At 41.2% G+C, this 22707-nt stretch carries 19 protein-coding genes; 10 read left to right on the forward strand and 9 right to left on the reverse strand.

Features of this window, described 5'->3' with window-relative positions; genetic code table 11:
* Positions 1 to 37: 37 nt before the first annotated feature.
* Positions 38 to 2167 (reverse strand): TonB-dependent receptor family protein, encoded by a 2130-nt coding sequence (locus tag F902_RS19345; RefSeq protein ID WP_005206082.1) that lies wholly within the window; start codon positions 2165 to 2167, stop codon positions 38 to 40.
* A gap of 210 nt (positions 2168 to 2377) precedes the next feature.
* Between F902_RS19345 and mutM the strand changes: the two genes are divergently transcribed.
* Complete coding sequence (mutM, locus tag F902_RS19350; protein ID WP_005206084.1) at positions 2378 to 3199, forward strand: bifunctional DNA-formamidopyrimidine glycosylase/DNA-(apurinic or apyrimidinic site) lyase; 822 nt, start codon at positions 2378 to 2380, stop codon at positions 3197 to 3199.
* Positions 3200 to 3229: 30 nt separating this feature from the next.
* A complete protein-coding gene (locus F902_RS19355; RefSeq protein ID WP_004802898.1) occupies positions 3230 to 3520 on the forward strand; it encodes a peptidylprolyl isomerase in 291 nt (96 codons plus the stop codon).
* A 61-nt stretch (positions 3521 to 3581) separates the two neighbouring features.
* Here F902_RS19355 and F902_RS19360 read toward each other — a convergent pair whose 3' ends face one another.
* From F902_RS19360 to typA, 3 genes are all read right to left on the reverse strand, one after another.
* Positions 3582 to 3914 carry a gamma-glutamylcyclotransferase family protein gene (locus tag F902_RS19360; protein ID WP_005206086.1) on the reverse strand — a complete coding sequence of 111 codons (333 nt, stop codon included), beginning with the start codon at positions 3912 to 3914 and terminating at the stop codon, positions 3582 to 3584.
* Between the two features lie 158 nt (positions 3915 to 4072).
* On the reverse strand, positions 4073 to 4504 hold the full coding sequence (gene mscL / locus F902_RS19365) for a large conductance mechanosensitive channel protein MscL (protein WP_004652374.1): 432 nt from the start codon (positions 4502 to 4504) through the stop codon (positions 4073 to 4075).
* 245 nt (positions 4505 to 4749) lie between these two features.
* On the reverse strand, positions 4750 to 6585 hold the full coding sequence (gene typA / locus F902_RS19370; protein WP_017402215.1) for a translational GTPase TypA: 1836 nt from the start codon (positions 6583 to 6585) through the stop codon (positions 4750 to 4752).
* A gap of 176 nt (positions 6586 to 6761) precedes the next feature.
* On the opposite strand from typA, the gene F902_RS19375 reads away from it, so the two are divergent.
* From F902_RS19375 to F902_RS22750, 5 genes are all read left to right on the forward strand, one after another.
* A complete protein-coding gene (locus F902_RS19375) occupies positions 6762 to 8120 on the forward strand; it encodes a uracil-xanthine permease family protein (protein WP_017402214.1) in 1359 nt (452 codons plus the stop codon).
* Positions 8121 to 8182: 62 nt separating this feature from the next.
* The gene (locus tag F902_RS19380; protein WP_005206089.1) at positions 8183 to 9199 is read left to right on the forward strand and encodes a class I SAM-dependent methyltransferase; all 1017 of its coding nucleotides are present in this window, start codon (positions 8183 to 8185) and stop codon (positions 9197 to 9199) included.
* Positions 9200 to 9217: 18 nt separating this feature from the next.
* Positions 9218 to 10675 carry an amino acid permease gene (locus F902_RS19385; RefSeq protein WP_005206090.1) on the forward strand — a complete coding sequence of 486 codons (1458 nt, stop codon included), beginning with the start codon at positions 9218 to 9220 and terminating at the stop codon, positions 10673 to 10675.
* Between the two features lie 252 nt (positions 10676 to 10927).
* Positions 10928 to 12133: an RtcB family protein gene (locus tag F902_RS19390; protein WP_005206092.1), complete on the forward strand. Its 1206-nt coding sequence runs from the start codon at positions 10928 to 10930 to the stop codon at positions 12131 to 12133.
* Positions 12134 to 12137: 4 nt separating this feature from the next.
* On the forward strand, positions 12138 to 12296 hold the full coding sequence (locus F902_RS22750; RefSeq protein WP_005206101.1) for a hypothetical protein: 159 nt from the start codon (positions 12138 to 12140) through the stop codon (positions 12294 to 12296).
* Positions 12297 to 12426: 130 nt separating this feature from the next.
* Here the strand turns inward: F902_RS22750 and omp38 (F902_RS19395) are convergent, their stop codons facing one another.
* Complete coding sequence (omp38, locus tag F902_RS19395; protein ID WP_004802880.1) at positions 12427 to 13527, reverse strand: outer membrane protein Omp38; 1101 nt, start codon at positions 13525 to 13527, stop codon at positions 12427 to 12429.
* 458 nt (positions 13528 to 13985) lie between these two features.
* Positions 13986 to 15002 (reverse strand): outer membrane protein Omp38, encoded by a 1017-nt coding sequence (gene omp38 / locus F902_RS19400; RefSeq protein ID WP_005206103.1) that lies wholly within the window; start codon positions 15000 to 15002, stop codon positions 13986 to 13988.
* A gap of 365 nt (positions 15003 to 15367) precedes the next feature.
* On the opposite strand from omp38 (F902_RS19400), the gene F902_RS19405 reads away from it, so the two are divergent.
* The 3 genes from F902_RS19405 (at position 15368) to F902_RS19415 (ending at position 17742) form a co-directional block, all read left to right on the forward strand.
* Positions 15368 to 15883: a GspH/FimT family pseudopilin gene (locus F902_RS19405; protein ID WP_005206104.1), complete on the forward strand. Its 516-nt coding sequence runs from the start codon at positions 15368 to 15370 to the stop codon at positions 15881 to 15883.
* Between the two features lie 110 nt (positions 15884 to 15993).
* A complete protein-coding gene (locus tag F902_RS19410) occupies positions 15994 to 17169 on the forward strand; it encodes a thiolase family protein (protein WP_004802873.1) in 1176 nt (391 codons plus the stop codon).
* Positions 17170 to 17298: 129 nt separating this feature from the next.
* On the forward strand, positions 17299 to 17742 hold the full coding sequence (locus tag F902_RS19415) for a VOC family protein (RefSeq protein WP_005206105.1): 444 nt from the start codon (positions 17299 to 17301) through the stop codon (positions 17740 to 17742).
* 68 nt (positions 17743 to 17810) lie between these two features.
* On the opposite strand, the gene F902_RS19420 is transcribed toward F902_RS19415, so the two are convergent.
* From F902_RS19420 to F902_RS19430, 3 genes are all read right to left on the reverse strand, one after another.
* On the reverse strand, positions 17811 to 18296 hold the full coding sequence (locus F902_RS19420; RefSeq protein ID WP_005206106.1) for a DUF934 domain-containing protein: 486 nt from the start codon (positions 18294 to 18296) through the stop codon (positions 17811 to 17813).
* Positions 18289 to 19932 (reverse strand): nitrite/sulfite reductase, encoded by a 1644-nt coding sequence (locus F902_RS19425; RefSeq protein ID WP_005206107.1) that lies wholly within the window; start codon positions 19930 to 19932, stop codon positions 18289 to 18291. Before F902_RS19425 ends, F902_RS19420 begins: the two co-directional genes overlap by 8 nt.
* Before the next feature lie 241 nt (positions 19933 to 20173).
* Positions 20174 to 22570, reverse strand: coding sequence for a glucose/quinate/shikimate family membrane-bound PQQ-dependent dehydrogenase (locus F902_RS19430; RefSeq protein ID WP_004652391.1), 2397 nt, complete (start codon positions 22568 to 22570; stop codon positions 20174 to 20176).
* Positions 22571 to 22707: the final 137 nt, after the last annotated feature.

A 22707-nucleotide genomic window follows, 5' to 3' on the forward strand; every position in this document is an offset into this window, starting at 1 on the left:
AAACAAAGAGCAGCATAATAAATGCTGCTCTTTTCACTTAGAATTGTTTGCTGACTTTAATCCCCGCACTCCAGTTGCGCCCATCTGCAGGTTCGAAGAAGCGGCTATTGCTATCATTCACAATCACAGAACTCGCATAGTTTTTATCAAACAGGTTGTCGACACGCGCAAAGCCATTTATGCCCCAATCTGCATATTTCCATGCATATCCAGTATAGATTGAAGCAATGGTGTAACTTGGTGCTGCATCACTATTGATATCATCAACATAGACCTTGTCCATATACTGAGTATCAACACCTGCATAGAAGCCTTGCTCTGGTTTCCACGCCAAGCCAAGAAAAGCTTGGTTCTTGGCAATCCCCGGAATTGCATTGCCCTTTTCAACAGCCTTGACCGTACCTACAGCCGGAATTGTGGTATCAAACTTGGCATCTAAATAACCATAACTGCTACTGATTTCCAGATCTTTCCAGAGCTTTTTATTCCATGCCAACTCAACCCCTTGGCGCAAGGTTTTATCAGCATTCCGAAAGGTCGCACGTCCATTTGAAGTGCCTGCTGAAACAATATCATCTTTGGTTTTACTTTGGAAAACAGCCAAGGTGAAATCACCTAGCGGATTTTGTGATTTTAAGCCAAGTTCATAATTATCACTAGTCGATGGTTTTAGATCAAAGTTAAACCCAGACTTTTTAGGATCAGCTTGATAAGCCATTTCAGTAAACGTTGGGGTTTCAAAACCTTTAGCATAACTGGCATAGGCCAATAACTCAGGTGTAATTTGCCAGCTTAAGGCAGCCGATGGTAACACCTTGTTATAATCCGTTTTATCACTATCATTGCCATTGCTTAAATAACGATCCTTAGATTTATAATGCACATTGCTATAACGCACACCGGTATCTAAACGCCAAGTCGGTAAAAACTGCCAAGAGGCTTGTAAATAGGGATCAACATTCCACAAGGTATTGTCTTCATCACGACGCAATGTGCCTTTTACCCCATAAGACGGCGACCCATTAACAAGATTAAAGTTCTCATACCCTTTGCGGTCTTCATCCATGCTATCAACCGCAAGCCCTGCACTAAAAGTGGTATTCGGCAACAGTTCTTTACCTGTCCAACGGAAATCAGCACCATAATAATTGCGTTCAAAATCAATCACCCCACCAGCGTGATTAGGATTTTTTTGCGCGAATTGGGGAATTGATTGATATTGAGTCACCTGACGATTGCCGAAATAAGCCATCGCATACAACTCATGCTGATCATTAATCGGTTTAGACCAAGTCACACCCGTTTGCGTTTGTTCTATATCTTTACGAACGTTATATATATTATTCGCATCATTCACCTGACGCGGATTTTGCTGCCATTGAGTTCGATTTAGGCCTTGAGGATCATCGGCATGAATCTTGACATAATTGGTGACCCAGTTAATTTTAGTGCCATCATCCAAATTCCACGTCAGCTTCGCATTATTTAAAACTTTTTCTGCACTGCTGTGGTCTCGATAGCCATCGGTATCAAAATACGAGGAACTGATGATATAGCTCGGTTCATTTTGATTTTTTGCACCGCCCTGTAGTACCAGACCTGCACGATTCTTGTTATGACTGCCTCCCGCATAACTCATCTCAATCGAATCTTTGCCTTGGCCTTCTTTGGTCGTCGCCAAGATTGCCCCACCTGATGAGTTGCCATACAGTGATGAAAATGGACCAGTTAATACTTCAAGATGACTGAGGCTACTTAAATCAATATTCGAGGTTTGACCTTGACCATCTGGCATCGTTGCTGGAATACCATCGGTATATAAACGGATCCCGCGCACACCAAAGGTAGAACGCGCACCAAAACCACGCATCGAGAGCTGCAAATCTTGCGCGTAATTTTCGCGATTGCGTAATTGAACACTTGGAATCCCTTTCACCACTTCGGTTAAGTTCACCTGCGCAGATTGATCATTTTGAGGCATATCGACCCTAAAAATTGATGCAGGCGTTTGCATATAAGTGGTATCTGTACGTGTTGCTTCAACTTTGATCGTTGGAAGCTGCACCGCTTGATCCGCATCTGATTCAGCTGCCCAGACAACGCTACTACCCGCCCCCATACACATTGCGACGCAACCGTATAAAAGGTTAATTTTCAGTGAAGGCATGAAGATTCCTTATTTCTCAAAATTTCGAAAGGATGATTTTTAAAAGTAAGCATCTGATTATTTTATATTTGTCTTACATCATTAACTTTAGCCAAAATCATCAATAATCTGGTTACTGATTGGCATTGGTAAATAAAATTAAATACCGCCATAATTGTAAGTGAAACATTTGCCCTCATTGTATCGTTGTTGAAACAACTTGAGCTTTCTATGCCCGAACTTCCTGAAGTTGAAACCACCAAAACCAGCCTGCTGCCGTTGTTGCAACAACGTGTGCAAGCGGTCAACGTCTTGAATGCAAGTTTACGCTGGCCCATTCCAAACGATCTCGAAAAACTGGTTGGACAACGTTTGACTCAACTTAAACGTCGCTCGAAATACATTTTAGCTGAATTTGAACAAGACCATATGCTCTGGCATCTGGGCATGTCTGGTAGCTTTCGTCTATGTGAACCCAATGAAGCACTCAGAAAGCATGATCATCTGGTGATTGATTTTGAAGATCTGCAACTTCGCTACCATGATCCACGTCGCTTTGGCTGTATTTTGTGGTTAGACCAACAGAATCAAAGTAAATTGATCGACACGCTTGGTCCTGAACCACTCAGTGAAGACTTTAACGCAGCTTATTTACACGAAAAGCTGAGTAAAAAGAATGTCGGCATTAAAATTGCTTTGATGGATAACCATGTGGTGGTTGGTGTCGGCAATATTTATGCGACTGAAAGTTTATTCAACATCGGGGTTCATCCAGCACAACCTGCTTCGACGCTGAGCAAAGCACAAGTGGAAAAATTGGTCATTGAAGTTAAACGCATCTTAAAACAGGCGATTGACTTAGGTGGCTCAACCTTACGTGACTATAGCAATGCGATGGGTGAAAATGGTTATTTTCAGCAGACGCTTTTGGCCTATGGGCGTGCTGGTGAAATGTGCGTGAATTGTGAAACCACATTGGAAAATATGAAATTAGGTCAGCGTGCCAGTGTATTCTGCCCGCAATGCCAGCCACTGAAGTTAAAAAAAGCGTAAGCTTATGAAATGTACGAAGGAGAACACATCATGCAAACTGCGATTGTTCGACATATTCTAGTTAAAGACAAAGACTTGGCTGAGCAGCTAAAAAAACGGATTCAGTCGGGTGCGGATTTCAGCAAGGTTGCCAAGCAATATTCAACCTGTAATTCAGCAAAACGTGGTGGTGAACTCGGTGAAGTGAAAAAAGGTCAGTTGGTCCCTGTGATCGATAAACTGGTCTTTAGCGCAGCAGAGCGTATTTTACATGGTCCGATTAAAAGCCAGTTTGGCTTCCATCTGGTCGAAGTCAAATTCCGTATGGATGGTTTGAGATAATCGCTGGGGTTGAGCTTAAATTCTAATTTAAGCTCAACAGCCTGTTCCAAGAATAAACCTTTTAATCCTGAGGCTTCATCACATAAGTCCATGCCAATCTTGTGCTGCCATCAGACAACTGAACCTGAACCTTTACACGTTGATATTGTATCCCTTCAAAATCATCCAACATTTGCCAATTCTGTTCTAATTTTTCTGTGCTAAACAAATAACCTTCAACCAACGGATCAGCCTCATTCAAAACCATTGCAGGTAAACCTTGATCTGGCCCCCAATCCAAAATATGAATGGTGCCATGCACCGAAGCCTGCTGCCAGTCACCGCCTATTCCACCCAAAATATGGGCATTTTCTCGATTTGGGCACAGCGTGCCGTAAACAAATAATTGGTTCATGTTGGTTAATCCCCCGATCATATGCACAGCATCTTAAAATGAAAGCAGCAATTTTTCTATGTGAAATGATGATTTTCACCGCATTATCCAGTGCCAATCTATTTTAATAGGCAATAAAAAAACGGCATTTCAAATGCCGTTTTTTTATTCAAGACAAATTAACCTTGTTTTTTCAACTCATCACGAATTTCACGTAACAATTGAACATCTTCAGGTGTTGCTTCAGGCTCAGGCGCAGCCTCTTCTTGTTTGCGGATACGGTTCATCACTTTCACCAACAAGAATACAACCCATGCCAATAACAAGAAGTTAATCAGAATAGTTAAGAAGCTACCATAAGCAAATACATTCAGTCCTGCATCCTGTGCTGCTTTCAGGGTTGTCACATTGTTCGGGTTGTCGCCGAGGATAAGGAACCAATTGGTGTAATCCACATCACCACCCAAGATCCATGAAATCACTGGCATCACAATATCTTTCACTAATGAATCAATGATTTTACCGAAAGCACCACCAATGATGACACCAATCGCTAAATCCATCATATTGCCTTTGATGGCAAATTCTTTAAATTCTTTAATAATACTCATCTATAACTCTCCAGAGTTGAACTTGATCGCAGCCTGTTTTTGCATTGTTTATTACACAGGCGCAGTTATCCACATAATGTTGATAATTTAATATTTTTATCAAAAAAAGAAAGTTATTTCACACTTTAACAACACTTTTTATTTTAATAAAAATATGTGTTTAAGCATGTCCCTCCCCTTAGGTTTATGCAATAAAAAACCGCTAAATAAATTTAGCGGTTTTGTCATTTTTCAGTGAAGAAAAATTATTTATCGCGGTTACGCTTACGTTCGTTTTCAGTTAAGTAACGCTTACGAATACGAATCGATTTTGGAGTTACTTCAACTAATTCATCATCTTCAATGAATTCAAGCGCTTGTTCAAGCGTGTATTCCATTGCAGGTGTTAAAGTCAAAGCTTCATCAGTACCTGATGCACGAACGTTAGTTAACTGCTTCGCTTTAGTTGGGTTAACAACCATGTCATCAGAACGAGAGTTAATACCGATGATCATACCTTCATATACTTCTAACTGTGGTTTAGCGAACAGACGACCACGGTCTTGAAGTGTGAAGAGTGCATAGCCCAAGCAAGTCCCTTGAACCATAGAGATCAACACACCGTTTTGACGCTTCGCAACAGTACCTGCTTTTGCTGGACCGTAATGCGAGAAGCTTGATGTCATGATCCCTGTACCAGAAGTCATGGTTAAGAATTCTGAACGGAAACCAATCAAACCACGTGAAGGTACAGTTGCTTCAATACGGATACGGCCTTTACCGTCAACTTCCATATTGGTCATCTCACCTTTACGGAAGCCCATTTGTTCCATTACAGAACCTTGGTGTTGTTCTTCAACGTCAAAAGTTACGTTTTCAAATGGCTCTTGTTTTTCGCCATCGATTTCTTTCATGATTACTTGTGGACGTGATACGCCCATTTCGAAGCCTTCACGACGCATGTTTTCGATCAATACTGAAAGGTGAAGTTCACCACGACCAGAAACTTTGAAACGGTCTGGACTATCAGTATCTTCAACACGTAATGCTACGTTATGAATCAATTCGCGATCAAGACGTTCACGAATGTTACGTGAAGTTACAAACTTACCTTCTTTACCAGCAAATGGTGAGTTGTTTACTTGGAACGTCATCGAAACTGTTGGTTCATCTACAGACAATGGCGGTAAAGCTTCTACATTTTTCGGATCACAAATCGTGTCAGAAATGTTTAATGCATCAATACCTGTAATACAGATAATGTCACCAGCTGATGCAGATTCTACATCAACACGCTCTAAACCGTGGTAACCCATGATTTTTAAGATACGACCGTTACGAGTCTTACCTTCTTTATCAATTACAGTCACTTGAGTGTTTAATTTTACTGAACCGCGCTGGATACGACCAACACCGATTACACCTACGAAACTGTTATAGTCAAGTGATGAAATCTGCATTTGGAATGGACCATCAACATCAACTGCTGGTGGTTCAACGATATCTACAATTGTTTGGAACAACGGTGTCATGTCTTCCGCTAATTCTTCTGGTGAAGGACCAGCAACACCACGTAAGCCTGAAGCATAAACGATTGGGAAGTCTAACTGTTCGTCTGTACCACCAAGGTTATCAAACAAATCAAATACTTGATCGATTACCCAATCTGGACGCGCGCTTGGCTTGTCAACTTTGTTGATAATCACGATTGGCTTCAAACCACGCGCGAACGCTTTTTGCGTTACGAAACGAGTTTGTGGCATTGGACCTTCTTGTGAATCTACAAGAAGCAATACACAGTCAACCATCGACATTACACGTTCCACTTCACCACCAAAGTCGGCGTGTCCTGGGGTGTCCACAATGTTAATGCGGTATTCGGTGTTTGTACGTGCGTCTAACCATTTGATTGCAGTGTTTTTTGCAAGAATGGTAATACCACGTTCAGACTCAAGCGCGTTAGAATCCATAACACGTTCAATCTCGCCTGCGCGATCACCAAGAGCACCTGATTGTTGTAAAAGTTTGTCGACTAGAGTCGTCTTACCATGATCGACGTGCGCAATAATGGCAATGTTACGGAGAGTTTTAATATCTGACATGTAAAATTCGATACGCTTTAAATTTGAGGGCAAATTATACAGAAAAATACTAAACTTTAGTAGTGACAGTTTATTGACAGTGCACTTTTTTTCTGACGAAGTGTCATAGAATCGTTGGTAAAGCGAACTAACTCTATTAGAATATTCCACTAATGCCTCTCGCTTTTTATACTCCCATGTCGAATTCACAACCTCAGCAGCAGCTTGATCTGGTCTACGGACTCAATGATCGACCGAAACCTTTTGTTGCATTTTTAGCCGCTCTACAGCATCTTTTGGCGATTTTAGTCCCGATTGTCACCCCTGGTTTACTGATTTGTTTAGCACTTGGCGTCTCTCGCGAAGACACCAACATGATCCTTTCGATGTCTTTAATCATTTCAGGAATTGCAACCTTTTTACAGTGTAAAAAGGTTGGTCCATTTGGTGCTGGACTCCTCATTGTCCAAGGTACAAGTTTTAACTTTATCGGCCCAATTATTGGTATTGGGAGTGCAATGGTTGCTGCGGGTACACCTGTTGAGCAAGTCATGGCAGCCATTTTTGGTGTTGTGATTGCGGGTTCATTTATTGAAATGGGCGTTTCTCGAATTTTGCCATGGGTAAAAAAGCTGATTACGCCGTTAGTCACTGGTATTGTGGTGCTGTTGATTGGTCTTACTTTGATTAAAGAAGGCTTGATTAGCATGGGCGGTGGTTATACCGCAATGCAGGACAACACCTTTGCCAATGCAGATAACCTAATTATGTCATGCACCGTGCTTGGCATTATTATTCTATTAAATCGTATCAAAATTATTTGGGTAAAAAGTTCAGCAATTTTAATCGCACTGGTGATTGGCTATATTCTTGCTGGATTCATGGGCCATTTAAACTTTTCAGTACTCAATGATGCACCTTTAATTCAAATTCCAACACCGATGCATTTTGGACTCAGCTTCTCATGGAGTTTGTTCATTCCAATGGCATTCATCTATTTAGTTACTTCTCTCGAAGCGATTGGTGATGTTACTGCGACCAGTAAAATATCTAATCAGCCGGTCGATGGCCCAATCTGGATGCAACGGATTAAAGGTGGCGTACTCGTCAACGGTGCCAACTCTTTCCTAGCTGGTATCTTCAATACCTTCCCAAGTTCTGTATTTGCCCAAAACAATGGCGTGATTCAATTGACTGGTGTGGCAAGTCGTTATGTCGGGATTTGGATTGCCGTACTCCTAGTTATTTTAGGCTTATTCCCTGCTGTTGCTGCCGTGATTCAAGCCGTACCGCAAGCGGTACTTGGTGGCGCTGTGATGGTGATGTTTGGGGCTGTTGCGGCTTCTGGTATCAATATTCTTTCCAGTATTCACCTCGACCGTCGCGCTTTGCTGATTATTGCAATTTCGCTCGCACTCGGACTCGGTGTTGCACAAGTACCCCAGATTCTTGAGCATCTACCTGAACTATTTAAAAATATTTTCAGTTCTGGTGTCGCAACAGGTGGTATCGCGGCCCTAATTTTAAATATTGTTTTACCTGAAACACATAAATAATCATCCAACCATGACAAGTGCCCAGTTTCACGACTGGGCTTTGTTTTTGATGAGAGATCAAAATGGATCCACGTAGTGAAGTTGTCATCAGACAGCAAGATTATTTAAGCGGGCAAGTTTTACTGATTAATGCCCCAAATGATCAACTCGCCAAAAATTTACCCAATAAAGTCCAAGCCTCAGTATGGACTTGGAATTATGCTGATCATCAAGGTTTTATCAGCTCTGGAATTCGCTCTCATTTTTCCGTGGAATTCCCACAAGCACAGTTTGATCAGGTTGTTATTTTCGTTCCAAAGTCTAAAGAACTCCTGAATTATATTCTGCACGTTGTGGTTAGCCATTTAAAACTTGATCAAAATATTTTTCTGGTTGGTGAAAAAAAAGGGGGCGTTGAGCGGGCAGCAAAACAATTATTGCAATATGGCAAAACACTAAAACTTGACAGTGCACGTCACTGCCAACTTTGGCAAATGAAGATCGAAAGAACAGAGCAGTTAAAACCACTTGAACACTGGTTAAAAACTTATACAGTTCAAATAGATCAAGAACAGTTAAATATCTGTGCCTTGCCTGGTGTATTTAGTCAAGATCATTTAGATGTCGGAACAGCTGTATTAGTCCCTTACCTTAGTCAAGTAAAATCAGGTAAGATTGCCGACTTTGGTTGTGGCGCTGGAATTATTAGTGCCTATTTGGCCAAACTAGATTCGAATCGGCAAATTTTTGCACTTGATGTTGATGCATTTGCATTACGGTCTACTGAGATGACTTTTCAACGAAATGGTCTGAATTTAACTCAGTTAAATCTCCAAGCTGTCACTGGTTTTGTAGATGCACCGAATGATTTAGATGCGATCGTCAGCAATCCGCCTTTTCATCAGGGAATTCATACCAATTACGATACGAGTGAGGAACTTTGCCAACGTGCGAAAAGACATCTGAAAAATTCAGGTGAATTATGGATCGTAGCAAATCGTTTTCTAAACTACCCTCCTATCATTGAACAAAGCTTTGGTGAATGTCTGGTGAAAGCCGATCAACAAGGATTCAAGGTGTTATATGCCTGTGCAAAATAAACATTTTAAGGAATTTTTATGAGCGATACATCTGCTCCTCAACACCTTCAGCGCAAGCTCGGGGCTCGCCACCTGAACATGATTGCCATTGGTGGATCGATCGGCACAGGCTTATTCCTTGCTTCAGGTTCAACCATTGCCACTGCAGGTCCAGGTGGTGCGTTATTGGCCTATGCCCTCATCGGTATCATGATTTATTTCTTGATGACCAGCTTAGGTGAGTTAGCCACACACAATCCAACGTCTGGTGCATTCTTTACCTATGGTAGCCGCTATGTCGAAGATGGCTTTGGTTTTGCCTTGGGTTGGAACTATTGGTATAACTGGGCGATTACGGTTGCCTTTGAATTGGTTGCCGTCCAGTTCATCATGAAGTTTTGGTTCCCCGATATTCCGGGGTTCTACTGGAGTGCCATTTTCCTTGCCATTATTTTTGGTATTAACGCCTTAACAGTCAAAGGGTTTGGTGAAAGTGAATTCTTATTCTCTTTGATCAAAGTGATCGCGATTATCGTGTTTATCATTATTGGTATCTGGATGATTTTTAAAATCATGATGACACCCAATGTATCGGTATTTCAGCACTGGACTTATAAAGAAGCGCCTTTTGTGGGTGGTTTGCAAGCCTTAATCGGTGTGGCCATGATTGCTGGATTCTCCTTTCAGGGAACTGAAATGGTTGGGGTTGCCGCAGGTGAATCGAAAGATCCTAAAAAGACCATTCCATTGGCAATTAAACAAATCTTCTGGCGTATTTTACTGTTCTATATCCTTTGTATTTTCATCATCGGTACATTGGTCAGCTATGATGATCCACTGCTATTAAAAGCAGCGCAAAGTGAAGATATTGCCCTCTCACCATTCACCTTATTGTATGAAAAAGCAGGCTTTGCCTTTGCAGCAAGTTTGATGAATGCGGTTATTCTGAGTGCGATCTTATCTGCTGGTAACTCGGGCATGTATTCTTCTACCCGTATGTTATTTGATATGGCAAAACAAGGTCGTGCACCTAAGTGGTTCTCAAGACTAGATGGCCGTGGCGTACCAATGAATGCACTCTATGCGACCACTGCGGTTGCTGCACTGTGCTTCCTAACCACCTTTATTGGCGAGAAACAAGTCTTCAACTGGTTACTCAACATGTCTGGGATGTGTGGCTTCATTGTCTGGCTAGGTATTGCGATTTCACACTACCGCTTCCGTAAAGGCTATATTGCTCAGGGTTATAAAGTTGAAGATCTGGCTTACCGTGCCAAATTCTTCCCATTTGCACCTTGGTTTGCATTTATTCTTTGTTCAATCATCATTTTAGGTCAAAACTACCAAGCTTTACTTGGCGGAAAAATTGACTGGTTAGGTTTAATTTCAACCTATATTAGTATTCCATTATTCTTAGCGATTTGGCTGGGTTATAAGTGGAAACACAAGACTAAACTGATTGCATATAAAGATATGAATGTGAAAGAAGGCGAATAAAAAAACCGCTTTTTTACTTGACCCAATTGAAAATATGAGTAAAATCTCGCTCATATTTTCAACGGCACCATATGATAGGAGGACGACATGCCATTACCACAAGGAACTACACAATAAGGTTTGGCACTGTCGACTCACGGACAAGTGTACAAATCTATTGATCACTTGTCCGAATGCTCTATTCAACCTAGCATTCGCTAGGTTTTTTTATGCCTATTCGGACGAAAAATTAAAATATCCCGAGACAAGAAAATGGGCATACAAAAAATACTCAATGCAGATGCTCAATATGGCGTTCCGGTGAAAATCTTCACCAACGATATTGATAGTGAAAGTATTGAACAACTGAAAAAAATGGCACAACTGCAATTTGTTTATTCACATATTGCCGTGATGCCTGATGTACATGTGGGTAAAGGTGCTACCGTAGGCAGCGTCATTCCGACCAAACACGCCATCATTCCTGCCGCTGTAGGTGTTGATATTGGTTGTGGAATGAACGCAATAAGGCTCAATCTAAAAGCTACACAGCTTCCAGACAACCTTGCACCGCTACGTCATGCAATCGAACGCAAAGTCCCTGTAGGCTTTGAATTACACAAACAGGTGAAAGCAAAAGCTTCGAGTATCATCCCACTTGAAAAACGCTTACAACCCATCATTAAAAAACATTCTGGCTTGATTCGAATGTTAAGAAAGTTTGATGCCACTTGGCAGAAACAACTGGGAACTTTAGGTGGTGGTAATCACTTTATCGAACTCTGCCTTGATGAAAATCAGGATGTCTGGGTGATGCTACATTCAGGCAGCCGTGGCTTAGGCAATGTCATTGGAACCTACTTCATCGAACTGGCAAAGAAAGAAGCTCAGCATCGATTTGGACATGTACCAGATAAAGATTTGAGTTATTTTGCGGAAGGTTCAAATAGCTTTAATGATTATGTGGAAGCCGTTGAGTGGGCACAAGAATATGCGTTTGAAAATCGACGTGAAATGATGCGTCTGATTTTAGAGGCAATTCGACCATTACTCCCCCCTTTTCAAATGACCAAAGAAGCGATTAATTGCCACCATAATTACGTCAGTCAAGAAACTCATTTTGGTGAGGATCTCTTAATCACACGTAAGGGGGCAATTCGAGCGGGCCAAGATGAATTAGGCATCATTCCAGGTTCAATGGGAGCTCGTTCTTATATCGTTAAAGGTAAAGCGAATCCTGAGTCCTTCTGTTCATGTTCACATGGTGCAGGACGAAAAATGAGCCGCAGCAAGGCAAAACTGCTGTTTAGCCAAGATGACTTGATTCAGCAGACCCAAGGCATCGAATGCCGAAAGGACAGTGCGGTGATTGATGAAATTCCGGCTGCTTATAAAGATATTGATCAAGTCATGGCAAACCAATCAGACTTGATTGAAATTGTGCATACCCTTAAACAAATTTTATGTATCAAAGGATAATCAAATGAAACTCAAAGAAATGCCAAAAATTAAGGTCCGTAACCCTGTAGCGCTTTCACCTTTATTACACAAAGGTGGAGTTCATGAAACCGAGAAGCCTCGAGCACAACATCGTCGTGAAAGACAAAATACTAAGCAGCAGTTAAAAAAAGAGATATGGTAAATAATTGATAGTGATTGAAATACCTTAACCCCATTAAACAAAAAGGAGAATCCCAATGCTTTATTACTTAAATCCCTCATATAAAAAAAGCGACTCTGACGAGTCGCTTTTTTCAGTTCATAAACTCAAATTACTGAGCTTGTTGACCTGGTTGTACTAAAACAGTACGGCTACCAGAAATCGCAGCGAATACGCGACGGTTCATAGCACGACCTTCTTTAGTTTTGTTGTCAGCAATCGGTTGATCCCAAGCGAAACCTTGAGTTGTCAAACGAGTTGCATTCACGTTGTATTCATTTACAAGTGCAGACTTAACAGAGTTAGCACGTGCTAAAGATAAACGTTCGTTCAACTTACGTGGACCAGTGTTATCTGTGTGACCTTCAATACGAGCAGTCGCATTCGGGAACTCAGCTAACTTCTCAGCAACTTTAGCGATTTCAGTTTTGTATTGTGGTTTGATAACAGATTTGTTCGTATCAAAGAAGACACGAAGTTCCATGTTAAGATCTTCAGTCAACTCTTGTGGTTGCGGAGCAACTGGAGTTGGTTCAACTGGAGCAACTTCCACCACTGGAGCAGCAGCAGGTTTCAAGTGGCCACCAACAACAACTTGAAGTGCTGCCAAGGCTTGACCTTCCCACCACTTATTGTCGTAGTTATAAACTGCACGACCTTCTGTACGAAGTGTTAAAGCATCGTTTACTTGCCATAACACACCACCACCTAAGTTGCTGATTGTGTCATATGAACGACGATCCCAACCTGGGTTATCTACTGTAATTTTAGAATGACCAACACCTAATAAAGCATACGGCTTGATTTTACTGTCATAATTACCAGTAAACACATCAGCAGTAGCAATTGCATTCAAACTTAAAGTTTGTTGCTTAGCATCCCACGGCTGACCATTAAAGTTAGTTTTCTCATTACGAGCTGCGTCAGCTTTTGTTTGTTGATATTCAATCTCTGCTTGTAACCAAGGAGTTAACTCAACACCAATTGCAGCACCAACAAGTAAATCACTCTGTAACGCAACGCCATTTTTTAAGCTTCCAGCATCACCACGACCCTGCGGATCACGATCTGTTAAAGTATCACGCATTTTGTCCTGAGCATTCTCAGGGTACCAGTGATAACCAAGCATTAATGGAGTGACTGTTACACCCGCATTCGCAGCAGCTAAAGGAGCAGCAACAAGCATAGCAAGTGCAATACGACTCATTTTCATGGAATATCCTCCAAAAAACAAAAAATTGTTTGTTCTCTAAACTCTAATAGTTTTTGAATACTGAGAAATAATCTTATTGTATCTTTTTCAGTCATTCACTTTATGTTGAATCATACAAATACCTGATCAATTTTCCAAGTATTTGACAACATTTAGTTAGCAGCCACTGAAAAAACCACTTATTTCTCTCCCAAAAATCTAGAAAATTCTATTTTAACAACATCTAATAAAGCTGTGAGAGCTTATCACTTTTTAATCAAAATTTTAACAAGGTATCAAAATCTTTTCAATAAAACTAAATAATTCCCACAATGTATCCAAAGTTAAGGCAAGATTATTCTAGTTTTGAATCCTTATGTTTTAGTTTTACATCAATGCTACAAAAACCTATATATACATAAAAAAAAGCGACTCTAACGAGTCGCTTTTTTTTAGTTCATAAACTCAAATTATTGAGCTTATTGACCAGGTTGTACAAGAACAGTACGGCTACCAGTGATCGCAGCGAATACGCGACGGTTCATAGCACGACCTTCTTTAGTTTTGTTGTCAGCAATCGGTTGATCCCAAGCGAAACCTTGAGTTGTCAAACGAGTTGCATTCACGTTGTATTCATTTACAAGTGCAGACTTAACAGAGTTAGCACGCGCTAAAGATAAACGTTCGTTCAACTTACGTGGACCAGTGTTATCTGTGTGACCTTCAATACGAGCAGTCGCATTCGGGTATTCAGCTAACTTCTCTGCAACTTTAGCAATTTCAGACTTATATTGCGGCTTGATGTCAGACTTGTTCGTATCGAAGAATACGCGAAGTTCCATGTTAAGATCTTCAGTCAACTCTTGTGGCTGTGGAGCAACTGGAGTTGGAGCAACTGGAGTAACTTCTACTACTGCAGCAGCAGGTTTCAAGTGACCACCAAGAACTACGTTTAAGCCAGCAAGTGCTGTATATCTCCAATACTTCTCATCAAAGTCGTAAGTACCACGAGCTTCTGTACGAAGTGATAAAGCATCGTTTAAACGCCAGAAAGCACCTAAACCAGCATTACCAATAGTATCTTTCTTAACTTCATAGATACCATCAAAATCAGTTTTAGTTTGACCAGCACCTAATAATACGTACGGCTTAATTTTGCTGTCATAGTTTTTAGTGATTAGGTCAGAAGTTGCATAGAAATTACCAGCAACTGTTTGTTGTTTATATTCAGCATTAGCTACGCCAGTACCGTCAAGATCACCTTTCACTTGGTTATATTCAACTTCAAAACCTAACCAAGGTGTTAATTCAACGCCTAATGCAGCACCAACAAATAAATCATCCTGCAACTCAGCATGAGTTGTTAGGTTGTCATTATTATGCTTACTGTCTTGCCAGCTATAACCAACCAATAATGGAGTTACAGTTATGCCCGCATTCGCAGCAGCTAAAGGAGCAGCAACAAGCATAGCAAGTGCAATACGACTCAATTTCATGGATATCCTCCAGAGATAACAATTGTTTTGTGTAAGCTCAGCCTATGATTTTTCGTCCTGAGAACACAGGTGTTCTACAGTATTATTTTTTCAGCTATTCACTTCACTTTGAATCATACAAACACTTGATGAATTTTCCAAGTGCTTGATAACTTTAACCTCATAAATTATTGACAAAATTTCTTACAATTTCCGTTGTAGTTCAGTAAATTTTCAATTCCCATCGGGTATCTGATTGAATTATTGTTCGGAAACTTGTGCTTTAGTATATCTTAATTTTTTTTTTAGAAATACTCACTAGCAAAATTAAGTTTTCATTTAACACACTGTTAATAAAAAAATTAATAAAAATAGATAGGTAGAATATGTTTAAACCATTTGGCTTTACTTTGATTGAATTAGTCATCACCCTTGGAATTCTGACAATTTTGATTACTGTTGCAATCCCCCATTTTCGTGAAATGATGATCTCTGCTGAAGTAAACTACCTTAAAAGAATCCTCACAATTCATATACAAAAAGCAAAAACGGATGCACAACTTCATCATAAAAATGTGATGCTGTGCCCAAGTTCAAATTTTGAGAACTGTGACACAAATTGGAATAAAGGTTTTATCGGATTTATTGATATTAATCGAAACAACCAACGTGATCAGAATGAGACTCTCCTCTTTAGCGTTCCTTTGAACCATAAATATGGTTACCTCAACTTTAGGTCTTTTGGACGAAGCCCCAACTCTCTTGTTTTTCAAGCTGAGAACGGCCTTCCCTTTGCCTCCAATGGCAGCTTTGTCTACTGCTCTGAATCCCCTCAGCACCATACGAAGATTGTTTTAAGTCGGATGGGCAATATTCGCTTTGAAAAGTTATCAAGTTGCTAAAAACTCCTCAGTCTAGCCTAAAATAAGTAAAACCCTTTATTCCGATCCTTTTTTTACTATACTGCTTAAGTTTGGAACATTTTTATAAATTATAAGTGTGGAGACACATCATGACTGATATCGTAATCGTTAATGGCGCTCGTACAGCAATGGGCGGCTTCCAAGGTGCATTATCTGGTGTTACAGCGCCAGAATTAGGTGCAGTTACCATTAAAGAAGCAATTGCCCGTTCTGGCCTGCAACCGACTGATGTAGAAGAAGTAATCATGGGTTGTGTTTTACCTGCAGGCTTAAAACAAGGCCCTGCGCGCCAAGCAATGCGTAAAGCGGGCTTACCAGACTCTACCGGTGCAGTGACCATTAACAAACTGTGTGGTTCTGGCATGAAAGCAGTGATGCAAGCAGCAGATATGATTAAAGCAGGGAGTGCAGAGATCGTGGTTGCAGGTGGTATGGAATCAATGACCAATGCACCATATGTATTACCCAAAGCACGTGCTGGCTACCGTATGGGTCATGGTGAAATTAAGGATCATATGTTCCTTGATGGTTTGGAGGATGCTGAAACTGGTCGTTTAATGGGTTCATTTGCCCAAGATATGGCGAATAAACGTAGCTATACCCGTGAACAGATGGATGACTTTGCCATCCGTTCTTTGCAGCGTGCACAAAAGGCGATTACTGAAGGTTACTTCAAAGATGAAATCGTTCCTGTAACAGTTTCTACCCGTAAAGGTGATGTGGTTGTTGATCAAGACGAACAACCATTAAGTGCAAAAATCGATAAAATCCCATCATTAAAACCAGCATTTGCAAAAGATGGTACGATTACTGCTGCGAACGCAAGTTCAATTTCTGATGGTGCATCAGCATTGGTATTAACCTCAAGTGAAGTTGCGGCACAACGTGGTTTACAACCTTTGGCAAAAATTCTGGCAACTGCTTCTAACTCTCAACATCCTTCTGAATTTACCATTGCCCCTGTCGGTGCAATCGAAAAAGTATTGAAAAAAGCTGGCTGGGATGCGCAAGACGTAGACCTATGGGAAATCAACGAAGCATTCGCCATGGTGACCATGTGCCCAATCGATGACTTCAAATTAGATGCTGAAAAAGTCAATATCAATGGCGGTGCATGTGCATTGGGTCACCCTGTTGGCTCTACAGGCTCGCGTATCATCCTGACATTAATTCACGCGCTTAAACGTACTGGCGGTAAGAAAGGCGTTGCAGCCCTATGTATCGGTGGTGGTGAAGCGACTGCGGTTGCGATTGAATTAATCTAAGCCCTTTGAATGCAATAAAAATCCTGCTTGATGCAGGATTTTTATTTTTTGGATTACAAAAAATAATGCACCCATTGTTAAATTCCCGATAAGTTATGCTGTGTATAAAAAAACAACAAGGAGTACAACATGCAACTTAATCATTATCTAAATTTTAAAGGACAAACAGAACAAGCATTCAATTTTTATAAATCTGTGTTTGGTGGTGAATTTGCCATGCTCAGCCGTTATAGCGATATGCCACCTACTGAAGGCGTCAGCCTTTCAGAAGCGGATAAGAACTTGGTTTTACATGTTTCCCTACCCATCAATGAATTTACCGTATTGATGGCTTCAGATGTTAATGATCAATTCTGCGCTCAAAATAGCGTATTTACCCAAGGTAACAACCACTATATTTCAATTAATCTTGATCCTGATGAACAAGACGAAGCACAACGATTATTCAATGCCTTGTCTGCAAATGGCCAAATTGAGATGCCCTTAGAAAAAACCTTCTGGGGTGCGCTCTATGGCGCATTCACTGATCAGTTTGGAATTAAATGGATGATCAATTGTCAGTTAGATGAATAATCATTGTGAACTTAGCAATTAAAGCAAAAAAAGCTGAACCAAGGTTCAGCTTTTTTCTTTCAATCTGCTTATGCGCCAGTTTGATAGCTTGCTTGTGGTACAGCAGTCGATGCTTGATAAGGATTGGTAAAATCTTGAAGCCCTGCAGCAGCTTCATGAATATCTTTCCCTTCTTTGACGACAAAAGTATCAAAGCCAGAACGTTTTAAATAGTTTAAAACATCCTTAAATATATCACCGACTGCACGTAATTCACCTTGATACCCTTGGCGACGCAATAAGGCAGCGAATGAATAACCACGGCCATCATTAAAACCAGCAAATTCAATAAAAATGGCATCTAGCTCATTCAATGGAAATTGATGGGTTTCAGGTGAATCATTCACCGTAATGTAAAGCGCCTTTTTGCCTTGCACCTTTGCCAATTGATCCAACTGTTCAGCTGTTACAACCACATCACCTTGTGGAATCGCTCCATCTTCAGCAATGACTTGATAAGTATTGTCTGCAATTGTGCCATCTTTAGAGAGCACTTGTAGCGTTGTATTAAGCATAAGCACGCTCCTTAAATGGTTGAATCCCAACACGGCGATAGGTATCGATAAAACGCTCACCTTCTGTACGTAAGTCAAGGTAAGTATTCAAGATTTCATCAATCACATCTGGTACGACTTCAGCGGCAAAAGAAGGCCCTAAGATATCACCAAGTGATGCATCATGATCTGCATGACCACCTAAAGTGATTTGATAGAACTCAGCACCTTTCTTATCTACACCTAAAATACCGATGTTACCGACATGGTGATGACCACAGGCATTCATACAACCCGAAATGTTCAGATCAAGTTCACCCAGATTATAAATGGTGTCTAAGTCGTCAAAACGACGACTGATCGCTTCTGAAATTGGAATCGATTTGGCATTTGCCAATGAACAGAAGTCACCGCCTGGGCAGCAAATAATATCGGTAATAAAACCAATATGTGCACGTGCCATGTCGCTGTGTTCAAGCGTTTGCCACAATTCAAATAGATCTTTCTGCGGCACATCGACCAATGAAATGTTCTGTTCGTGCGTGGTACGGAACTCACCGAAAGTATATTTATCGGCCAAATCCGCAATTAAGTTCATTTCTTCGCTGGTGACATCACCCGGTGCAATACCTGCACGCTTCAAAGAAATCGTAACGATACGATAACCTTTCACTTTATGTGCATTGGTATTGACGTTAAACCACTGTTTGAATTTTGGATGTGCAGCGAATAAGTCGGTGAAGTCCTCATCTTCTAAATCTTGATAATTAAATGGGGTAAATTCTTCATCTAATTTTTTCAAGATTTCAGGTTGAATCTTCAATGTTTCACGCGTGTGCTCAAATTCAGCTTCCACTTTTTGTGCAAACACTTCTGGTGTCAAAGCTTTCACCAAAATTTTGATACGCGCTTTATATTTGTTATCACGACGGCCATGTAAATTATAAACACGCAATGTCGCTTCTAAATAAGCAATTAAATCTTCACGTGGTAAAAACTCACGGATCACGCTACCAATAATCGGGGTACGGCCCAGACCACCACCGACCATGATTTTATAACCCATCTCACCTGCATCATTACGAACCAGATAAACACCGATGTCGTGGAATGCAGTGGCAGCACGGTCTTTTTCTGCTAAAGCCGATACCGCGATTTTGAACTTACGTGGTAAGAAAGCAAATTCAGGGTGGAAGGTACTCCACTGACGAATCAATTCACAGGTCGGACGTGGGTCGGCAATCTCACCTGCAACCACACCTGCAAACTGGTCAGTGGTGGTATTACGGATACAGTTACCTGAAGTTTGTACGGCGTGCATTTGTACCGTTGCTAGCTCAGCTAGAATGTCAGGTACATTTTCCAATGCAGGCCAGTTCAACTGAATATTTTGACGGGTTGAAACGTGCGCATAACCACGATCGTACTCTGTCGCAATTTCAGCAATTTTTCTGAGTTGTTTGGTATTCATCAAGCCATACGGCACAGCGATACGGAGCATAGGTGCATAACGTTGCACGTACAGACCATTTTGCAAACGTAATGGACGATATTCGTCTTCTGTTAATTTTCCAGCTAAATAGCGTTCTGTTTGATCGCGAAACTGAGCAACACGTTGGTTAATCAGTTGTTGATCGAAATCCGTATATAAATACATGGCGTATGGCTAGTCATTCATTATAAAGGCGACTAGCATAGCGAGCTTTTATTCATCAACAAAATGCTTTTTTTGCATATTTAATAACGGTTTTATTGATAAGCCTATCTAATTGCCACAAAAAGAAAAAGCCCAGATAAATCTGGACTTTTAATCTCCCCTCACCCTGAGCCACGATTATAGTGGCGCAAGGATTAAATTAGAGAACTCCTCCCTTTCATAAAGGGAGGTTGGGAGGGATTTAAGGTAAAGCATACGCAACGAGATAATCACCCATTTTGGTACCGAATGAACCATGTCCACCGGCCATAATCACCACATATTGTTTGCCATTGGCTTCATAAGTCATTGGGGTTGCTTGCCCACCTGCAGGTAAACGTGCTTCCCATAACTTATCGCCATTTGAAACATTGAATGCACGAATGTAGTTATCTTGGGTTGCACCGACAAACATCACATTACCCGCAGTCGAAATCGAGCCGCCTAAACCAGGTACACCAATTTTCACTGGTGGTAACTGGAATAAGGTTGGCAAGCTGTCACGAATGGTACCAATACGTTTTTTCCATACCACTTCATGAGTTTTCAAGTCCACACCTGCAACAAAGCCCCAACCTGGTTGTTTACATGGTAAACCCAATGGAGATAGGAACGGGCTGATATCAACACCATATGGCGTACCATACATCGGTTGCATACCCTGTTCAGTACCAGCACCACGTGCCACAGGTTGACGGTTTGGATCTGCAGGAATTAGACGACTTACGAATGGCAAGCCAATCGGGTTCATGACTGCAACCTGACGATCAGCATTCACTGACATACCGCCCCATTCAAACACACCTAAGTTTCCAGGAAATACCAAAGTTCCATTTTCAGAAGGTGGTGTATAGATACCATCGTAATTCAGACGTTTAAATTTCACACGACACATCAACTGATCAAACATGGTGGCACCCCACATATCTTTATCAGTCAATTTATCTTTCGGTGCTAAATCAAAGTCAGAGAATGGTTGAGTTTTTGAGTAGAACTCACCTTTGGTTTGTGGTCCCCATTTCACAGTTTGCGGAACAGGTTTCTCGGTAATTGGTACAATCGGCTGACCATTACGACGATCTAAAACAAAGGCATTGCCTGTTTTAGTCAATACATAAATCGCTGGAACCGTTTGACCAGATTTATCTTGAATATCAGCCAATGACGGTTGTGATGGTACGTCCATATCCCACAAATCATGATGTGTGGTTTGGAAATGCCATACCAGTTTACCTGTCGTAGCATTGATCGCCAGCATTGAGTTCGCATAACGCTCTTTCAACTCAGTACGGTCTCCACCCCAGATATCTGGTGTACCCACACCTGTTGGGACATAGACGATATCTAGTTTTGAGTCATAGGCAAGTGGCGCCCATGCATTTGGTGAATTATGAACAAACTGAGTGTCTTGACCTGGCATTGCATTTGGATCAGCTGCGCCTGTATCAAATACCCACAATAATTTACCTGTGTTCACGTCATAACCACGAATCACACCTGATGGCTCTTTATTCGAATGGTTATCTGTTACAGAACCTGCAATCACTACAGTGGTACCAGAAACCACACCCGGAGATGTTGGGTTATAACCACCTGGATATGCATATGGCATGAATTCTTGTAAATTCACTTCACCATTTTGACCAAAGTCAGAACATGCTTTACCTGTATCTGCATTAACTGCCACTAAACGACCATCATTTACAGGAACAAAGACTTTACGCGGACACTCGGTTGAGGTCGACTTTTTCGCCTGTAAACTGGTTGCAAATTCAGTGGTATTGGCAGCATCGTAGTACATCACACCACGACAAGTTAAATGCTGGAAGGTTTTATCGGTTTTGAGCTTAGGATCAAAACGCCATTTTTCCTTACCTGTCGCAGGGTCAATCGAAATTAAATGTTGATGTGGTGTACACATAAACATGTTATTGCCGATCTTGATTGGTGTTACTTGGTTGGTGGTTTCACCCGAATCATTTTCAGTTCGGAAATCACCAGTACGTAATGTCCAAGCCACTTTGAGATCTTTGACGTTTTTATCGTTGATCTGTGTCAATGGAGAATAACGTTCACCGCCCTGACTACGACCATATGCAGGCCAATCTTCAGGGGCAATACCATCCACGGCTTTCGCTTGTGCTGGCTGTGGCGTTTGAATCACACCATTAATTTCTTGTGGATCATTAAAGATCGAGTACACCATCACCACAATTGCAATGGCTAAAGTCGATGACAATGCCACTTTACTTGAAGTGAGGTTATCAATCCCACGCGTCACCGCTGGAATGAGTAACCACAAACCTAAGATGCCAAGGATATCAAGACGTGGTGCCAGTGCCCAGAAGTCGGTCCCAACTTCCCATACACCCCAAACCACACTACCTAACATCAATGCCGCATAAACCCATAAAGGACCTGAGGCACGTTTATAAAGTTGTACTGCTACAATGAGCAACAGCACGCCCGCAATCACATAATAAAAAGACCCGCCAATTGCTGCGAGCCAGATACCGCCAACGAGCAAGAACAATGCAATGAGGGCGATAATCACCACCGTCAAAGTTCTAAGCCCAGATTTTGAAGCAGATTGATTCATAAGATCACCTTGCATCTTTTATATTTTAGATCCATAAAAAGCAAGAAAAGTCTCTTTTTATGGTCGAGTTCAAATCACAACAAGAACTTTGCAGATATCGCCCATCGTATGAACTGCGTCTGCAAAATTGCTCGAGT

Origin of the sequence: Acinetobacter higginsii (assembly GCF_000369525.1) — a bacterium.
Classification (GTDB): domain Bacteria; phylum Pseudomonadota; class Gammaproteobacteria; order Pseudomonadales; family Moraxellaceae; genus Acinetobacter; species Acinetobacter higginsii.